Origin of the sequence: Pseudochelatococcus lubricantis, assembly GCF_042432495.1 — a bacterium.
GTDB lineage: Bacteria > Pseudomonadota > Alphaproteobacteria > Rhizobiales > Beijerinckiaceae > Pseudochelatococcus > Pseudochelatococcus lubricantis.
Genome location: NZ_JBHLXC010000001.1, coordinates 141,500 through 157,146, shown reverse-complemented (window position 1 = coordinate 157,146; position 15,647 = coordinate 141,500). Strand labels below are relative to the sequence as shown.

Annotated in this window: 9 protein-coding genes; 3 read left to right on the top strand and 6 right to left on the bottom strand. The window is 61.9% G+C overall.

The features are described 5' to 3' along the window. The first annotated feature begins 22 nt into the window (after positions 1–22). Complete coding sequence (locus ACFFJ7_RS00630) at positions 23–811, top strand: cyclase family protein (protein ID WP_377590239.1); 789 nt, start codon at positions 23–25, stop codon at positions 809–811. Between the two features lie 57 nt (positions 812–868). Here the strand turns inward: ACFFJ7_RS00630 and ACFFJ7_RS00625 are convergent, their stop codons facing one another. The 4 genes from ACFFJ7_RS00625 to ACFFJ7_RS00610 all read right to left on the bottom strand — a co-directional run bounded on the left by ACFFJ7_RS00625 (position 869) and on the right by ACFFJ7_RS00610 (position 10,543). After that, entirely contained in the window at positions 869–3,730 is a 2,862-nt protein-coding gene (locus tag ACFFJ7_RS00625; RefSeq protein WP_377590237.1) for a ShET2/EspL2 family type III secretion system effector toxin, read from the bottom strand. Positions 3,731–3,893: 163 nt separating this feature from the next. After that, entirely contained in the window at positions 3,894–5,948 is a 2,055-nt protein-coding gene (locus tag ACFFJ7_RS00620; RefSeq protein WP_377590235.1) for a ShET2/EspL2 family type III secretion system effector toxin, read from the bottom strand. Between the two features lie 291 nt (positions 5,949–6,239). Further along, positions 6,240–9,392, bottom strand: coding sequence for an efflux RND transporter permease subunit (locus ACFFJ7_RS00615; RefSeq protein ID WP_377590233.1), 3,153 nt, complete (start codon positions 9,390–9,392; stop codon positions 6,240–6,242). Between the two features lie 5 nt (positions 9,393–9,397). Continuing rightward, positions 9,398–10,543 (bottom strand): efflux RND transporter periplasmic adaptor subunit, encoded by a 1,146-nt coding sequence (locus ACFFJ7_RS00610; protein ID WP_166953673.1) that lies wholly within the window; start codon positions 10,541–10,543, stop codon positions 9,398–9,400. 153 nt (positions 10,544–10,696) lie between these two features. Between ACFFJ7_RS00610 and ACFFJ7_RS00605 the strand changes: the two genes are divergently transcribed. Both ACFFJ7_RS00605 and ACFFJ7_RS00600 read left to right on the top strand, forming a co-directional pair. Further along, positions 10,697–10,873 carry a hypothetical protein gene (locus ACFFJ7_RS00605; protein ID WP_377590231.1) on the top strand — a complete coding sequence of 59 codons (177 nt, stop codon included), beginning with the start codon at positions 10,697–10,699 and terminating at the stop codon, positions 10,871–10,873. A gap of 65 nt (positions 10,874–10,938) precedes the next feature. Continuing rightward, positions 10,939–11,613 carry a TetR/AcrR family transcriptional regulator gene (locus tag ACFFJ7_RS00600; protein ID WP_166953672.1) on the top strand — a complete coding sequence of 225 codons (675 nt, stop codon included), beginning with the start codon at positions 10,939–10,941 and terminating at the stop codon, positions 11,611–11,613. Positions 11,614–11,638: 25 nt separating this feature from the next. Here ACFFJ7_RS00600 and ACFFJ7_RS00595 read toward each other — a convergent pair whose 3' ends face one another. Then, positions 11,639–12,895, bottom strand: a complete 1,257-nt coding sequence (locus ACFFJ7_RS00595) for a YncE family protein (RefSeq protein WP_377590228.1) — start codon at positions 12,893–12,895, stop codon at positions 11,639–11,641. A gap of 154 nt (positions 12,896–13,049) precedes the next feature. Beyond that, the gene (locus ACFFJ7_RS00590; protein ID WP_377590226.1) at positions 13,050–15,302 is read right to left on the bottom strand and encodes a TonB-dependent siderophore receptor; all 2,253 of its coding nucleotides are present in this window, start codon (positions 15,300–15,302) and stop codon (positions 13,050–13,052) included. Positions 15,303–15,647 lie beyond the last annotated feature (345 nt).

Sequence of the window (15,647 nt, the reverse complement as noted above, 5' to 3'; positions counted from 1 at the left end):
CCAGAAACGCCGGAGGAAATGCATGCCAACCTGTGACCTGTCGGGCTTTGCGGAAGCAATCGCCTCCGGCGAAATCGATGTCGTCGATCTGACCTTCACCCTTTCACCCGATTTCCCCGTCATCGTCATGCCGCCGGAAATCGGCCAGTCCGCCCCTGTGCGCATCGAGGAAATCTCCCGCTACGATGCCGCGGGTCCCGCGTGGTACTGGAACAACCTGAGCTTCGGCGAGCACACCGGCACCCATTTCGATGCGCCGGTGCATTGGTATACAGGCCGTGACCTGCCGAACAACAGCGTCGATACCCTGCCGACGCGCCACATGATCGCGCCGGCCATCGTCATCGACTGCACGCGCGAGGCGGCGGCCGATGCCGATTTTCTGCTCACGGTCCCGTTTCTCGAACGGTGGGAGACGGCGTACGGGCGCATCCCCGCCGGCGCGTGGGTGCTGATGCGCACGGACTGGTCGAAAAAGGACTGGCGCGCCTATGCCAACCTCGGCGACGACGGCGCGCATACACCCGGCCCCGACGCGGCCGCCATGCAGTGGCTCGTCATCGAGCGCGACATTCTGGGCTTCGGCACGGAGACCATCGGCACGGACGCCGGCCAGGGCGGCCATCTCGATCCGCCCTACCCCGCCCACCACTTCCTGCATGGCAACGGCAAGTACGGCCTGCAATGCCTGACCAACCTCGACCGACTGCCCGTGCGCGGCAGCGTACTCGTCGCCGCGCCGCTGAAAGTGCAGCGCGGCTCCGGAAGCCCGTTGCGTGTACTGGCGCTGGTGCCGAAAGAGGTAGCGTAAAAGACTTCGGCCGAGATCAAGCACTTGCAGAGCATGATCCGATTTACAGAAATCGGATCATGCTTCGGCCTGAGACCGAAGCTGCGCCTCCATGTCGCGATAGGCGTATATCGTATCGCCGTCCGCCTTTCTCAATAACCCGAAACGCAGGTGTCCTTCCTGCAGCATGTCCAGCATCTCGCGAGACTGGTCGGCAGACAGCATGTTCAGCATCTTTGAATATGCCTCGATCGCGGCGGCTCCATTATTTTTCAGCGCCAGGAATAGCCCCGGGACACCGTCTGCGCGCCTGGCTTCCAGTAGGCTACCGAGAAAAGCGGCACGCTCTTCCCGCGTCAGACTGAGCCCTTTCAGCAGTGCTCCATAGGCCTCTATCGCGGCAGCTTGATTATTTTGCAGCGCCATGAACAGCCCCGGAACAACGTTTGCATCCCTGGCCGCCAGCAGACCGGGGAGAAGCGACACGCGCTCCTCCGGCGTGAGGCGAAGCCTTCCCAGCAGTGCCCCATAGGCCTCAATCGCGGCAGCTTGATTATCTTGCAGCGCCCTGGACAGCCCCGGAACAACGTTTACATCTTTGGCCGCTAGCAGACCGGGGAGAAGTGACGCGCGCCTCTCCGCCGAAAGGTTGAGCCTCCTCTCCAGCAATTCACCGTAAGCCTCAATCGCGGCAGCGCAATTACTCACCAAGGCCACGAACAGCCCCGGGACACCCTCTGCGTCTCTGGCCTCCAGCAGGCCGGAAAGAAGAGATGCATGCTCCTCTCCCGTGAGGGCGAGCCCCGCCAGCAATTCACCGTAAGCCTCAATCGCGGCAGCGCTATTATTCTGCAGCGCCATATAGAGAGCCGGCACACCGTCTGCGCGCCTCGCTTCCAACAAGCCGAAAAGAAGAGACGCGCGCTCCTCCCCTGTGAGGTCGAGCTCCTTCAGCAACGCCCCGTACGCCTCGATTCCGGCAGCTCCATTATTTTGTAGCGCCGTGAACAGTCCGGGGACACCGTCTGCATCCTTGGCCTCCAACAGGCGGGAAAGAAGAGACGCACGCTCTTCCCGCGTCAGGCCAAGCCCATTCAGCAGTGCCCCATAGGCCTCGATCGCGGCAGCTTGATTATTTTGCAACGCTATGAGCAGCCCCGGAGCACCGTCTGCATCTTTGGCCTCCAGCAGACCCGGGAGAAGTGATGCGCGCTCCTCTGCCGTGAGGGCGAGCCGCGCCAGCAACCCCGCGAATGCCTCGATCGCGGCAGCGCTATTATTCTGCAACGCCACATGGAGGCCCGGCAAACCGTCTGCACTCCTGGCATCCAGCAGGGCATGCAGAAATTCTGCCCGCTCCCCCGGCGTGAGGGCGAGTCTCTCCAGCAACCCCCCGTAAGCCTCGATCGCGGCAGCGCTATTATTCTGCAACGCCACATGGAGGCCCGGCAAACCGTCTGCACTCCTGGCATCCAGCAGGGCATGCAGAAATTCTGCCCGCTCCCCCGGCGTGAGGGCGAGTCTCTCCAGCAACCCCCCGTAAGCCTCGATCACGGCAGCTCTATTATTGTGCAAGGCCATAAACAGTCCCGGGATGCCGCGTGCATCCCTGGCCTTCAACAACTCAGGAAGAAGAGACGCACGTTCCTCCCCTGTAAGGTCGAGCCCCTCCAGTAACACCGTGAACGCCCCGATCCCGGCAGCGCAATTATTCTGCAACGCCATATGGAGGCCCGGCAAACCGTTTGCACGCTTGGCTTTCAGCAAACCGGGAAGAAAATCAGCGCGCTTTTCCGGCTCACCGGCAAACGTGCTCAGCATCTCCCCATAGGCCTTGATCGAAGCAGCGAGGTTATTCTGCAGCAGCATATAGAGCGCCGGCACACCGCCTGCACTCCTGGCCTCCAGCAGAGTGCGACGCTCCGCCTCATCCGGAATCGCCGCTATTTTCTGCCGGACAGCATCAAAAGCCGCCCGATCGCCCCCGGAACTCAGCAGATGGTGAAGCAGTATTTCGGAAACGCCGCGCTCCGACGCCGTTTCAAGCGTTGCAAACCTGGACTGCGCCGGATCAGCGTCCGTGCAATCGAACAGGATCGACTCCTTCTCGCGTGCGCCGAAGTAAAGATCGTAGTCGTCGCTGCCGATAAAATGACGCAGCGTATATTGATCGCTTTCGAAACCGGCCGGATCGGCCAACTGGCAGCGAATTTTGACATCCGTCCTGTTGGGGTCGAAAAAGCGCACGACGTGCTCGTCATGACCGCCCGACTTGCCCGGCTTCCTGTGCAGCTCGAAGGCCATGGCGTGGTTGCCGGAACAGATGAGGAATTGCTTCTTCTCCCCGGACTGCATGTCACGGAAAAATGTCGCCAGGTGATGTCCGAACCTGTCATTGCTGACGATATGTTTCGCAGACGCTTCCTGCGTCATTCTTTCGAATTCCGCTTCCGTATCGCGCGTGACGTTTTCCGCTACAAGTTCCTTGCTGCCAAAGAGCCGATGCGGCAGCAGCTTGGCGGTTGCGCGCGCTTCCGCGATGAGGCGCACAGCCAGATGACGGCATGCGATCAAGTCTGCCATCTTCGATCCGCCATTAAAATAGGCCTGTCCGTTAAAATTACCGGCGGTCGCGACGTAACGCTCCGAATAACAGGGAACGCTCTTGTCATGCGCCGGTTGCCCTCCACCGGCGGGGAAAAGTCTGGCACCGTCAAGAAGGCGCACATGCGCGTGTTCGACCACCCGCACTGTGCGCTGTGGGAGAAGTATCGGATTGTCTGCAGCGGCATTGCGCACCGCTTCCGCATCGGGTGTCCGGGCGCTCTGCCAGAGGCGTTCAAACGATGCATGCTTGCGAAGCTTATCATCACTTTCGTTGCGCAAGTGGTTATCTTCAGCCTTCCCAAAATAACACGATTTCGAAATTGCTTTTCTCATTTTATTCCTCAGTAAAAATTGACATCGTTTTTAAATCCGGAACTGCATAAAATACGAAGAGACAGACAATTGTTGCCTTCCCGAAGAACTTAACACTGGTTTAGATTGTTTTTCATGCAAACCGGTGCATCGAGTTGAATGAGAGTTTCAGTAAAATATAAAGTTAGAGCGCATTCTGTTCAGCTGATTCAATCTGGTCGGAAAGTAGCTTGGCTTGAATCGTGAGTTGATTCTCCAGCTCGTAATAGGCCTCTTTCGTGTTGCTGTTCGCCAGATCCAGGGCCATGGAGCGCAAGCGCCCTTTTCCCAGCGTCCCCAGCATTGCGCCAGCCTGGTCGGGGGAAAGCAGGTTCAGCAGTTTCCCATAGGCCTCGATTGCGGCGGCGCAACTATGGGCCACCGCCATGAAGAGGCCCGGGATCTCGTCTGCATCTCTGGCTTCCAGCACATCGCGAAGAAAAGCCGTCCGCTCCTCCGGCGTAAGGGCGAGCCCCTTCAGCAACTCCCCGTATGCCTCGATCGCGGCCGCCCGATTCTCCTGCAATCCTATGAAAAGGCCCGGCACACGCTGTGCATCTCTGGCCTCCAGCAGGCCGCAAAGAAAAGCCGCCCGCTCCTCCGGCGTAAGGGCGAGCGCCTTCAGCAACGCCCCGTATGCCTCGACACCGGCAGCCTCATTACTTTCTAGTGCCGTGAACAGCCAGGGAGCACCGTCCGCATCCCTGGTCTCCAGCAGACCGGGAAGAAGAGCCGCGCGTTCGTCTCCCGTGAGGTTGAGTTGCTCCAGCAACCTCCCGTAGGCCTCGATACCGGCAACGCGATTACCTTGCAATGCCATGGTGAGGCCCGTGGTACCGTCGTCCGGTCGCCTGGCCTCCAGCAGGCGACCAAGAACCGGAATGCGTGCCTCCGGCCCGAGATCGAGCACCTTCAGCAACATTGTATAGGCCTTGATCGCCGCCGCTCCGTCAGTCTGCAGCGCCAGAAAGAGTCCCGGAACGCCTGCTGGATCCCTGGCCTCCAGCAGGCGGCCAAGAAAGGCATCGCGCCCGTCCGATCCAAGGTCCAGTGCCTTCAGCAGCGTCGCGAAGGCCTCTATTGCCACGGCCCGGTTATCTTGCAGGGCCATATGAAGCCCCGAAACACCGTCTGCATCCCTGGCCTTCAGCAGGCGGCGGCGCTCCATGACGTCAGGAATGGCTTCCATTCTTTGCCGGACAACGTCAAAAGCCGCATGATCGCCGCTAAAGACCAACAGATGATAGAGCAATATTTCGGAAAGGTCGTGCTTCTCCCCCGTCTCAAGCGTCACCACCCTGGATTGAGCCGGCACTGCATCCGTGCAATCGAACAGGATCGACTCCCGCTCACCGACGCCAAAATATTCCCTATAGTATCTGTCACCAAGAAAATGGCGCAACGCATATTGATTGCACTCGAAACCGCCCGGATCATCGAGCTGGCAGCGAATTTTGATATCCGTCCTGTTGGGGTCGAAAAATCGCACGACGTACTCGTCATGACCGTCGGCGTTGCCGGGTTTGCGATGCAGTTCGAACGCCATGGCGTGGTTACAGGAACAGATGAGGAAATGCTTCTTCTCCCCGGACTGCATGCCACGGAAAAACGTCGCCAGATGATGTCCGAACCTGTCATTGCTGACGATATGTTTCGCGGACGCTTCCTGCGTCATTCTCTCGAATTCCGCTTCCGTATCGCGCGTGACGTTTTTCGCTACAAGCTCCTTGTTGCCGAAGAGCCGATGCGGCAACAGCTTGGCGGCGGTGCGTGCCTCCGCGATGAACCGCGCGGCCAGATGCCGGCATGTGATGAGGTCTGCCTCTGTCGATCCGCCCGCGAAAGGAAGCAGCGTATTGAGATTACCGGGGAATGCGACGTAACGCTCCGAATAATAGGGAAGGCGCTTGTCGTGCCTCGGCTTTCCCAAGCCGACCGGAAAAACCGTGACGCCGTCACGGATACGCACATGCGCATGTTCCACGACCCGCACCTTGCGCTGTGAAAGAAGCGCCGGACTGAGCAGGGCCGGGCTGCCCGCTGCTTTTACTTCAGGTATCCATCTCTTCGGTGCGAGCGGCCCGAATGGTCCGAACGGCCCGGATGGTTTATCTCTGGAAACGCGATTATTATCCTCGTTACTCGATAGGTAACTTTGAATATCTCCCGCGTTTCGGCAATTTACCGGTATATCGCTCATATATTTCATTCCAGTATAGAATAATAATATACATTATTATATCACCGGAAAACGGGCTATCCATTTATCCGCTATTACCACATACATGGCTCCTTTTCGCAAGGCAAGTCCCTTGAGCTTTCCTGAAAACGGGCGGCGGGTGTCTGCCATGCCGCGCGCCTGAAGGCCGTGCTCCCGGTCAGGATATCCTCCCGCATACAGAAAGGAATTCCGGGGCGCGCACCGCAGGCGATGCGCGCCCCGCCGACGTCCGGCAACGATGAGGGGGCGTGCGGCCGGACGTCGTCTCCCTCACCCGTGGTGCGTCGGGGAGGAAGCGGCATGTTTCCCCTTTCCGAACAGGTCCTTGACCTTCTCGCGGACCGTCTGGAAGGTGACATAGAGCATCGGGATCAGGATGATGCCCAAGCTGCTCGCCGCGATCATGCCCATGAACACGGGCGAGCTGACGTTCTGGCGCGCAAGCATCGAGGCGCCGTTGGCCGTGACCAGCGGTACGAGGCCGAGAATGAAGGCGAAGGAGGTCATCATCACCGCGCGGAAACGCAGTTTCGCCCCCAGTTCGGCCGCCTCGCGGATGCCAAGACCGCTCTCCCGGCGCTCCTTGGCGAACTCGACGATGAGGATGCCATTCTTCGCCGCCAGCGCGATCAGGACCACGAGGCCGATCTGGCCGTATAGATCGAGGGTGAGGCCCCAGCCGACGATCGCACCGAACGCGCCGAGCACGGCCACGACGACCGAGAGCAGCACCGGAACGGGGATGGTCCAGCTCTCGTAGAGGGCGACGAGGAAGAGATAGGCGAAGAGCAGCGCCAGCGCGAGGACGACGACCGTCTGCCCGCCCGCCTGCCGCTCCTGATAGGACGTGCCCGTCCATTCGAGTGCGTAGCCCGCCGGCAGCACCTTTGCCGTCACGGCCTCGAACGCATTCATGGCGTTGCCTGACGACACGCCGGGCGCCGGCGAGCCGTTGATGGTGACGGCACGATAGTTGTTGTAGCGGGTGATGACGGCAGGGCCGACGATGGTCTTCAGTTCCGCGATCGCCTGCAGCGGCACCATGTCGCCACTCGCACTGCGGACGAAGATGTTCCACAGGGCGGGAATGTCGCGGCGGTTGTCGACCTCGCCCTGCACGTTCACCTGCCAGGTGCGCCCGAACAGGTTGAAGTTGTTGACGTAGGACCCGCCGAGCGTCGTCTGCAGGGCAGAAAAGATGTCGTTGATGCCGACGCCCAGCGCCTGTGCCTTCTCGCGGTCGATGTCGAGATAGAGCGAGGGCGCGTTCGCGGCATAGGTCGTGAAGACGCGGCTCAGCGACGGGTCCTGGTTGGCCGCGCCGACGACGGCGTTCACGATGCTGCCCATCGTCGCCGGATCGGCGCCCTCCAGCGATTCCACCATGGCCTCGAAGCCGCCGCTGGTGGACAGGCCGATGACGGGCGGCAGGTTGAACGGCAGGATCATGGCCGAGCGGATCTGCTGCACGCCGCCGAACACCTGGCCGATGATAACCTGAACCTTGTCGGTCGCCGCCGTGCGGTCCTCGAACGGCTTCAGCTGGACGATCATGAAGGCGTTGTTGCTGGCCGAGAAGCTGTCGAGTAGCGAAAAGCCGATGACGGAGGTGACGTTCTCGACCTGGGGCAACGCCCCCACCAGTTCCTCGACCTGGCGCACCGTCTCGCTGGTGCGGGCGACCGAAGCGCCGTCGGGCAGTTGCACGTTGATGAAGAACGCGCCCTGATCCTCCTCCGGCAAAAAGCCGGACGGGGTAATCTGCGACAGGCTGAAGATGCTGAAACCGCAAACGCCCACGATGACGAGAGACAGCACGGAAAGGCGCAGCGTCTTGCGCACGATCCAGGCATAGCCGTCGCGCACCCCGTCGATGCGCCGGCTGATCCAGCCCATGATGCCGCGTTTCTCTCCCGTGTGGCGGAGGAACACGGCGCACAGGGCCGGCGACAGCGTCAGCGCGTTGAGCGCCGAGATGAGCATGGCGACGCTGATCGTCACCGCGAATTGCCGGAACAGCTCGCCGGAGATACCCGGAATGAAGCCGATCGGCACGAAGACGGAGAGCAGGACGAGCGTGATGGCGATGATCGGCGCCGTCACCTGTATCATGGCCTTCTTGGTGGCATCCGCAGGCGACAGGTCCGGCTCCTCCTCCATCACGCGCTCGACGTTCTCCACCACCACGATGGCGTCGTCGACGACGATGCCGATGGCGAGCACCAGCGCCAGAAGCGAAACGGTATTGGCGGAATAGCCGAGCACCAGCAGCACCGCGAAAGTGCCGATGATGGAGACCGGGACGGCGATGATCGGGATCAGCGTGGCCCGAATGTTGCCGAGGAAGACGAACACGACGACGGCGACGAGGACGAAGGCCTCGATCAGTGTATGGATGACCGCCTCGATCGTGTCATAGACGAAGGTGGTCGAGTCATACATGATCTGCGCCTTCAGCCCCTCCGGCATGCGGGTCTGAAGCTGCTCGATCTTGGCCGTCACGGCGCTGGAAACGTTCAGCGCGTTGGCGCCCGGCGACAGATAGATGCCGATGGCGACGGACGGCTTGCCGTTGAGCCGGTTCAGCGAGTCCTCGTTCTGCGCCCCGAGTTCCACACGCGCCACATCCCGAACCTTGAGGACGGAACCGTCCGGATTGGCACGCAGCACGATGTCGCCGAACTCCTCCGGCGTGCTGAGTCTTCCCTGCGTCTGCACGTTGAACTGGAACTGCTGGTCGTCCGGAACCGGGCGCGCGCCGATGCGGCCGACAGGCGCCTGCACGTTCTGGGCGGCGATGGCCGTGATCACGTCCGAGGGCACCATGCCGAGGCTCGACAGACGCTCGATATCGAACCAGATACGCATCGAATAGTTCATGCGGCCGAAGAGCGAAGCCGAACCTACGCCCTGCGTGCGCGCCAGCTCGTCGAGAACGTTGATGGTCGCGTAGTTCGTCATGAACAGCGGATCGTACCGCTCGTCCGGACTGCTCAGCGTGACGAACTGCAGGATGGAGGACGACTTCTTCTGCACCGTGACGCCGAGCGCCTGAACCCCGGCGGGCAATTGCGAGAGCGCCGTCTGCACGCGGTTGTTGACGTTGACCGTGTTGATGTCCGCGTCGGTACCGAGCGCAAAGCTGACAGTCAGCGTATAGGTGCCGTCGTTGCCGCTGGTGCTCTTCATATAGAGCGCCTTGTCGACGCCGATGACCTTCGACTCGATCGGCTGTGCGACGGTGGCCTCCAGCACTTCCGCCGAGGCGCCCGGGTAGTTCGCGGACACGGACACTTGCGGCGGCACGATATCCGGCAGTTGCGACACCGGCAGGCTGGTCAGCGCCAGGGCGCCGGCGATGGTGATGACGATGGCGATGACGATGGCAAGCCGCGGCCGGTCGATGAAGACGTCGGAGATCATCGCGGTCAACCTCCCGTTGCCGGTTGGGCGGGAAGCGGCTCGGGCGTAACCGGCGCCCCGGGCCGCACGCGCTGGACACCCTCGACAACAATCGTGTCGCCGACGACGAGCCCGTCGACGACGGTTGCCGTGCCGGCGCTCGACTGCCCGATCCTGACCCGCCGCACCTCGGCAACCTTCTCCGCGTTAACGACATAGACGAAGTTGCCCTGCTGATCGGTCAGCACCGCCGCGCGGGGGATCGCCAGCACCTTCTGCGCCGTGACGGACTCCAGGATGACACGCACGAACTCGTCGTTGAACAACTCACGCCGGCCGTTCTCATCGGCCGGATTGGCGATCGATCCACGCAAGGTGATCGAGTCGGTGGCGGCGGCGACGCTCACATCCACGAAATCGAGCGTCCCGACCAGATGGTAGGCGCGCCCGTCGGGCAGGCGCAGCCGGAGCCTCAGCCCCTTGGATACACCGCCTTCCGCCGCGTGCCTCTGCTGCAGCTCGACGAGCTGGCGCGTGGGCACGGGGAACGTGACATGCATCGGATCCTGGCTGACCACCGTCGCCAGCGTGCCTGTGGTCGGCGACACCACGTTGCCGACGGTCGCGGAGACGCGGCCGATGCGGCCGTCGATCGGCGAGTGGATCTCGGTGTAGTCGAGGTTGATCTGCGACACGCGCAGCGCCGCCCGGGCGGCGCGAAGCTGCGCGGCGGCGGTTCTCTGCGCCGCGAGCGCATTGTCCAGCGCGCTCTGCGATCCCGAACCCGACTTGCGCAGCTGGTCCGCGCGGTCGAAGGCGGTATTGGCGTTATCGAGCTGCGCTTGCGCCTGCGCGACAGCCGCCTCTTTCGCCTCGATATCGGCCTCGTAGGGCGGTCGCTCCAGCCGGAAGAGAAGATCGCCACTCTTCACGTCGGCGCCCTCGACGAACAACTGCTCCTCAAGAAAAGCGGAGACGCGGGCAACGAGATTGACCCGGTCGGTGGCCTCAATGCGGCCGTTGAACTCCGTCGTCTCGGTCAGTTCCGTCTCCTGAACCGTCACGACGCCGACCGCCGGCGGCCCTCCCCCGCCCGGCATCTGGGCCAGCGCTGGCGCGGCGAGCACGATAAGGCAACAGGCGGCCACGAGTCCGCGGAAGGATCTACGCATGAAGGTTCCTCGACTGACATTCTCCGCGATTTATATATACAATCGTTACGTTTGTAAATACGTTTAGATAGAAACCCTGCGGCTCACCCGGCGCATGGGGACGCGGAACAGCCGTCATGATTGCCGGATCAACTCGGCGAGCGGGAGGAAAGCATGAAGCAGATCATTGCCATAAAACGGGCTCGGCGCGGGTCGGAGGCTCCACGGATCTCCAAGGCCGGTCACGGCAAGCCCGGCAAGGAAAATCACAAGTTCTGCGCGCCGGCAGTCGACAACAGGCGCAGGGGTGCCGAGTTCAACACTATCGTGGCCGGGAGTACCGTCAACTAGTGAGGTTATTGCAATAATAAGAAACGTACCGTATGCCGGAATAAACAGACGATAAAGGCAAGGTGATGAGACGAACAAAAGAGCAGGCGGCCGAGACGGGACGTCAAATCCTCCAGGCAGCTGAGAGCTTATTCCTAGATAAGGGATTCGATAAGGTCAGCCTTGAGGAAATAGCTGCGGCGGCCGGCGTGACGCGCGGCGCCGTCCACTGGCACTTCAGGAACAAGCAGGGGCTGCTCACCGCCCTTCGGGACAGGGCTCAGGAGCCTTTCCGGAAGCTCGCGCAGACCCTTTCGGAGAGCCCCGATGCCGCCTCCCTCGCGAAACTTGGCGACCTTATCGCGGAGATGTTCGAGCGGCTGCAGACGGACCCTCGCCAGCAGGGGATGATCCGCGGCATCATGCGCCTCGATATCGTCATGGCAGACAACGCAGAAGAAGGCGGTTCGACGTTCCGCGAGGAGATGGTCAAGCACTTCGCCCAGATTTTCCAGCTCGTCGAGCGTGACGTCGGCCTGCCGCCTCCCTGGTCCCCCCAGACAGCTGCCGTAACGCTGAACGCCGCCGTCTCCGGCCTCGTCGGGGAATGGGCGCTGGACAAGGGAAGATGCCATCTGGTGCCCGAGGGGCAGGCATTCATCAAGCTGGTACTGTCCTCCTGGACGCGGGAACAGAAGAAAACCGGCGACGACCGACCGGCGCCGGACGGCGACCCCGTCGCTCGACAACCGCCGCATTGACGGGGTCGCGCCGCTTCGACCCACTTCACCTAAGGTCGATCCGCACCACGCTTTCCTGCTTGCCCGCTTTCTTGCCATTGCCGTCGTTCTTGACCGTAACGTAGAGGATGTCGCCGTTCTCGCCCAGCGTGAGGCTGTTGGGATGCGGCGGCAGATCAATCGTCTGCAACAGCGCATAGGTGTTGGCGTCGTAAACGCCCAAGGTGCCCTTGCCTTCATCGACACGCACGCCGCCGCGGTTGGTCACGTAGAGACGCTTCCGCCCGGCATCCAGGCGCAGGCTGATCGGGTCCGGGCCGGCGGGCACTTCGGCGAGCGTCTTGCCGGTGTCGGGATCCAGCGCGAAGAGCCTGTCTCCGGCGCTGCGGCGCTTGTATTCCACACCGAGCTGCACGTTGCGCACCTGGTCACGATCGATCCCCTGATCGACGCCGAACAGGCGGTTCGTCCCGGGATCGTAGACGAGATTGAGCAACTGGTCGGCCTCGATCTCGTATTTTCCGATCACCTCCAGCTTCTGGGTGTCGACAACGATCAACTGGCCCTGCATGTTGGAGACGAAGACGCGGTTGTTCTTCTCGTCCAGCGCGATGCCGACGGCGTTGAAGCCGAAGCCGGGAATGGTTTTTTCCAGCTTCTGCGCCTTCGTGTCGACCACGAACAGGACGCTGTCGATGCCGAAACCCAGGCCCGGCACGAAGAGGCGTCCGTTGTGGCGGTCGACCGCAAGCTCGCGCAACCTGTAGGGATAGTCCTCGACGATCTTGTATTTTTTCAGTTGCTCGGCCGCGTATGCAAGTTGCTTCGGGGAAGCGCCTCGCTCCCGGTACAGATTCTCCAGATTGGCCTTGTCCACCAGCGGAATGCGGGTTTCCAGCGCGTTTCGGTTGGCATCCACGACCGCGATGGCGCCATTGAACGGCTGTGTCAGGTAGAGGCGGCCGGCTCCGGAATCCAGCGCCACGCCGAAGCCCTTGGACGGCAGCGCAATCTCCGCCTCTGTGGCGAGGGTTTCAGGGTTGAGCCGCAGCACCCGGGATCCGGCCTCGTCCTTCCAGTCGGGGGCGGCGACGAAGACCGCGTTTTGCCCGGCGCCGTATTCCAGTTCCACCACGTCGGACGCGACGGGCTGACGCAGGATCTCTTGTGTCTTCACAGCCGCCCCCGCCACTGTTTCGGAAGCCGCGGCGGAAGAATGCGGCGCCCAGAGGATCGCCCCACCCGGGACCGCGGCACCGGCCATGGCCGCGAGAATGGGGGTGATTTGAAGCCATCGTTTCATGTTTTTCTCCCATGATGCATATCGGGCGTTACATATTGTCGAAGCCCCGCCCGGTGCTCGGCTCCGCCCCGTGAGCAGGCGCGCCGCCGGATGCCGGCGCTCCCGGCCTCCGGCCGCTCGCGCGGGTTTTGCTCAAGCACCGCACGGTGTGACTCTACCAGCGGTAGGAGAGCGTGCCGGTGATGGTACGGCGGGGGCCGTAGACGCAGCCGTTGTTCACGGCATAGCAGCCCGACACATATTCCTTGTCGAACAGGTTGTTGGCGTTAACGGCGACGTTGAAGCCCTTCAGTTCCCCGAACCGCGCACCGAGGTCGTAAGACAGCACGGCATCGACAAGCGTATAGGCGGGCACGGTGGCGCGCACGGGCGGGAAGCCGGCCACGGTAAACCACCCCGTGCTGTCGCCCGGCGTCACGCCGACGTAGCGCACGCCCGCGCCGAGCGACAGCCCGCGCAGCGCGCCTTCCGAGAAGGTATAATGCCCCCACAGCGAGGCCGTGTGCCTGGGCACGCCCACCGGCGTGCGCCCCAGCGTATTGACGTTGTTATCCTTGGTGACCTTGGCGTCGATGAAAGTATAGGCGCCGATCACGTCGAGCCCGTCGAGCAGGTTGACGCGCGCCTCCACCTCGACGCCCCGCGAGCGGATTTCGCCGGTCTGCACACTGAAGTTGGCATTGACAGGATCGCTCGTCAGCACGTTGGTCTGCGTCAGGTTGAAGGCCGAGACCTGAACGGAGCTGTTGAAACCGGCCGGCTGGTATTTCAGGCCGATTTCGTATTGCTCGCCTTCGGAGGGATCGAAGGTATTGCCATAGTAATCCGTGCCGCTGACGGGCTCGAACGAGGTCGAGAAACTCGCATAGGGGGCAAGGCCGTTATCAAACAGATAGACGACGCCGGCATTGCCGCTGAAGGCATCGTCGGTCTCCTTCGTGCGCCTGAAGACGGAACTGCCGGGGCTCGCCTGCGCGTTCTGGCGCGTCTCCACCCAGTCCTGCCGGACGCCGAGCAGAAACGCCCATTTGCCGAGCCGGATCTGATCCTGCGCGTAGAGGCCTGCAAAGTTCTGCTCGCGGTCGGTATAGGCAATCCCCGGCGCTGTAAACGGCTGGAAGTAAACGGGACGTGTGAAATCGATAGACGGGGCGGTTCCGCCGGAATTGAGCGAGCGGTTGGCCCAGCTGTATTGATAGTCGAGGCCGACCAGCGCCGTGTGGCTCAGCGCACCGGTCTCGAAACGCGCCTCGACCTGGTTATCGACGACAAAGCCGTTCATACGCTCGCGCGAGTATCCCGGCCGGCGGACAATGGTGCGCAGGTCACCCGCGATGCCTGCCGCGGCCAATGTCTTGAACTTGGACTCGATATGCTGGAAGCGCGCGTTCTGGCGCACGGTCCACGTATCGTCGAAGCGGTGCGAGAATGCATAGCCGATCTGGGCGGTGTCGCGGCTGAACCCCTCGAAAACCGGATCGCCAGGAAAAAACGAGGTGGGAATTCTGCCGTTCGGGTTGGGCAGCCGCGTGCCGGAAGCCGGCAGGCCGCCGTAGAACCCCGTTTCCGGATCGCGCTGATAGCTCGACAGGATGGTGAACGAGGTCGCCGCCGTCGGCTGCCAGGTCAGCGAGGGTGCGATGTAGATGCGCTCTTCCCGCGTGTGGTCGACCTGCGTATCCGCCGCCCGGCCGAGCCCGACGATGCGATAGAGCAGCTTCTTGTCGGGATCGACCGGCCCGCCGATGTCGAAGGCGCCCTGCAATTTGTTCCACGTGCCGCCCTGCAACTGGATTTCGCCGTGCGGTGTTGACTGCGGCCGCTTGCTGACCTGATTGACGATGCCGCCGGGGCTGACCTGCCCGAAGAGCACAGAGGCCGGCCCGCGCAGGATTTCGATGCGCTCCAGCCCGTAGACCTCGACGGAGGGAATGGCGTAGGAGATGCCGCGCTGCAGCTTCAGCCCGTCGAGATAGTTGATGTAGGCGGCCTGCGTGCCGCCGCCGCCGAAACCGCGCAGGAACACGCTGTCGTAGCGGCCGTTGGTGGGGCGCGTTTCGGAAACGACGCCGGCGGAATAGCGCAGGGCCTGCGAGACGCTCTGCGCACCCTGATCGACGATCTGCTGGCGAGGGATGACGCTGAGGGAGCGCGGCGTCTCGATGAGAGGCGTATCGGTCTTGGTGGCGGTGGCCGAGCGGCGAGCGATATACCCGTTCACAGGCCCGGTGGCGGTTTCCTTCGCCTCCTCCACGACGATGGTCTCGAGAACCGCCGTCTCGCCGTTGGACTGCGCTCCGCTCGCCCGCTGCGCAGCGGCATGAGAGGCTATCGCCAGCAAACTCGCGGTGATCAGCAGTCGCCTGCCTGCCCGCAAGATCGGCGTCGATCCCGATAAATTGCGCATCTGCACCTTCTCCAATGTGATTCCGCGCGAAATCTATCATCGTAAACAGGCATCAAATAGTGCACAAACAACACATAATTTAACAAAGTATTCAATGCATATTTTAATTATTATAAGAATAATATATAGTTTTTACAATCGATTACATAAGAAAACAATACGCGGTAGACGCCGTCGACTACTTGCCGCCGGCACGCAGGCCGCGTGACGATGTCCGGAGGAATGCGGACGGCACGGATCGGGATGGAACCTTCACCCTCGCAACATCCGCTGCCGCCAACTCCGCTCGCCTCCTTCACGAGATATAACGTAAGATATATCTTGAAACCGATACCCCAGTTTGCT

Excerpts from the sequence above, each read along its gene's own strand:
- ACFFJ7_RS00630 (WP_377590239.1), top strand. The coding sequence starts at position 23 with ATGCCAACCTGTGACCTGTCGGGCTTTGCGGAAGCAATCGCCTCCGGC.
- ACFFJ7_RS00605 (WP_377590231.1), top strand. The coding sequence starts at position 10,697 with ATGAAGCAGATCATTGCCATAAAACGGGCTCGGCGCGGGTCGGAGGCT.
- ACFFJ7_RS00625 (WP_377590237.1), bottom strand. The coding sequence starts at position 3,730 with ATGAGAAAAGCAATTTCGAAATCGTGTTATTTTGGGAAGGCTGAAGAT.
- ACFFJ7_RS00610 (WP_166953673.1), bottom strand. The coding sequence starts at position 10,543 with ATGCGTAGATCCTTCCGCGGACTCGTGGCCGCCTGTTGCCTTATCGTG.
- ACFFJ7_RS00600 (WP_166953672.1), top strand. The coding sequence starts at position 10,939 with ATGAGACGAACAAAAGAGCAGGCGGCCGAGACGGGACGTCAAATCCTC.
- ACFFJ7_RS00590 (WP_377590226.1), bottom strand. The coding sequence starts at position 15,302 with ATGCGCAATTTATCGGGATCGACGCCGATCTTGCGGGCAGGCAGGCGA.
- ACFFJ7_RS00615 (WP_377590233.1), bottom strand. The coding sequence starts at position 9,392 with ATGATCTCCGACGTCTTCATCGACCGGCCGCGGCTTGCCATCGTCATC.
- ACFFJ7_RS00595 (WP_377590228.1), bottom strand. The coding sequence starts at position 12,895 with ATGAAACGATGGCTTCAAATCACCCCCATTCTCGCGGCCATGGCCGGT.
- ACFFJ7_RS00620 (WP_377590235.1), bottom strand. The coding sequence starts at position 5,948 with ATGAGCGATATACCGGTAAATTGCCGAAACGCGGGAGATATTCAAAGT.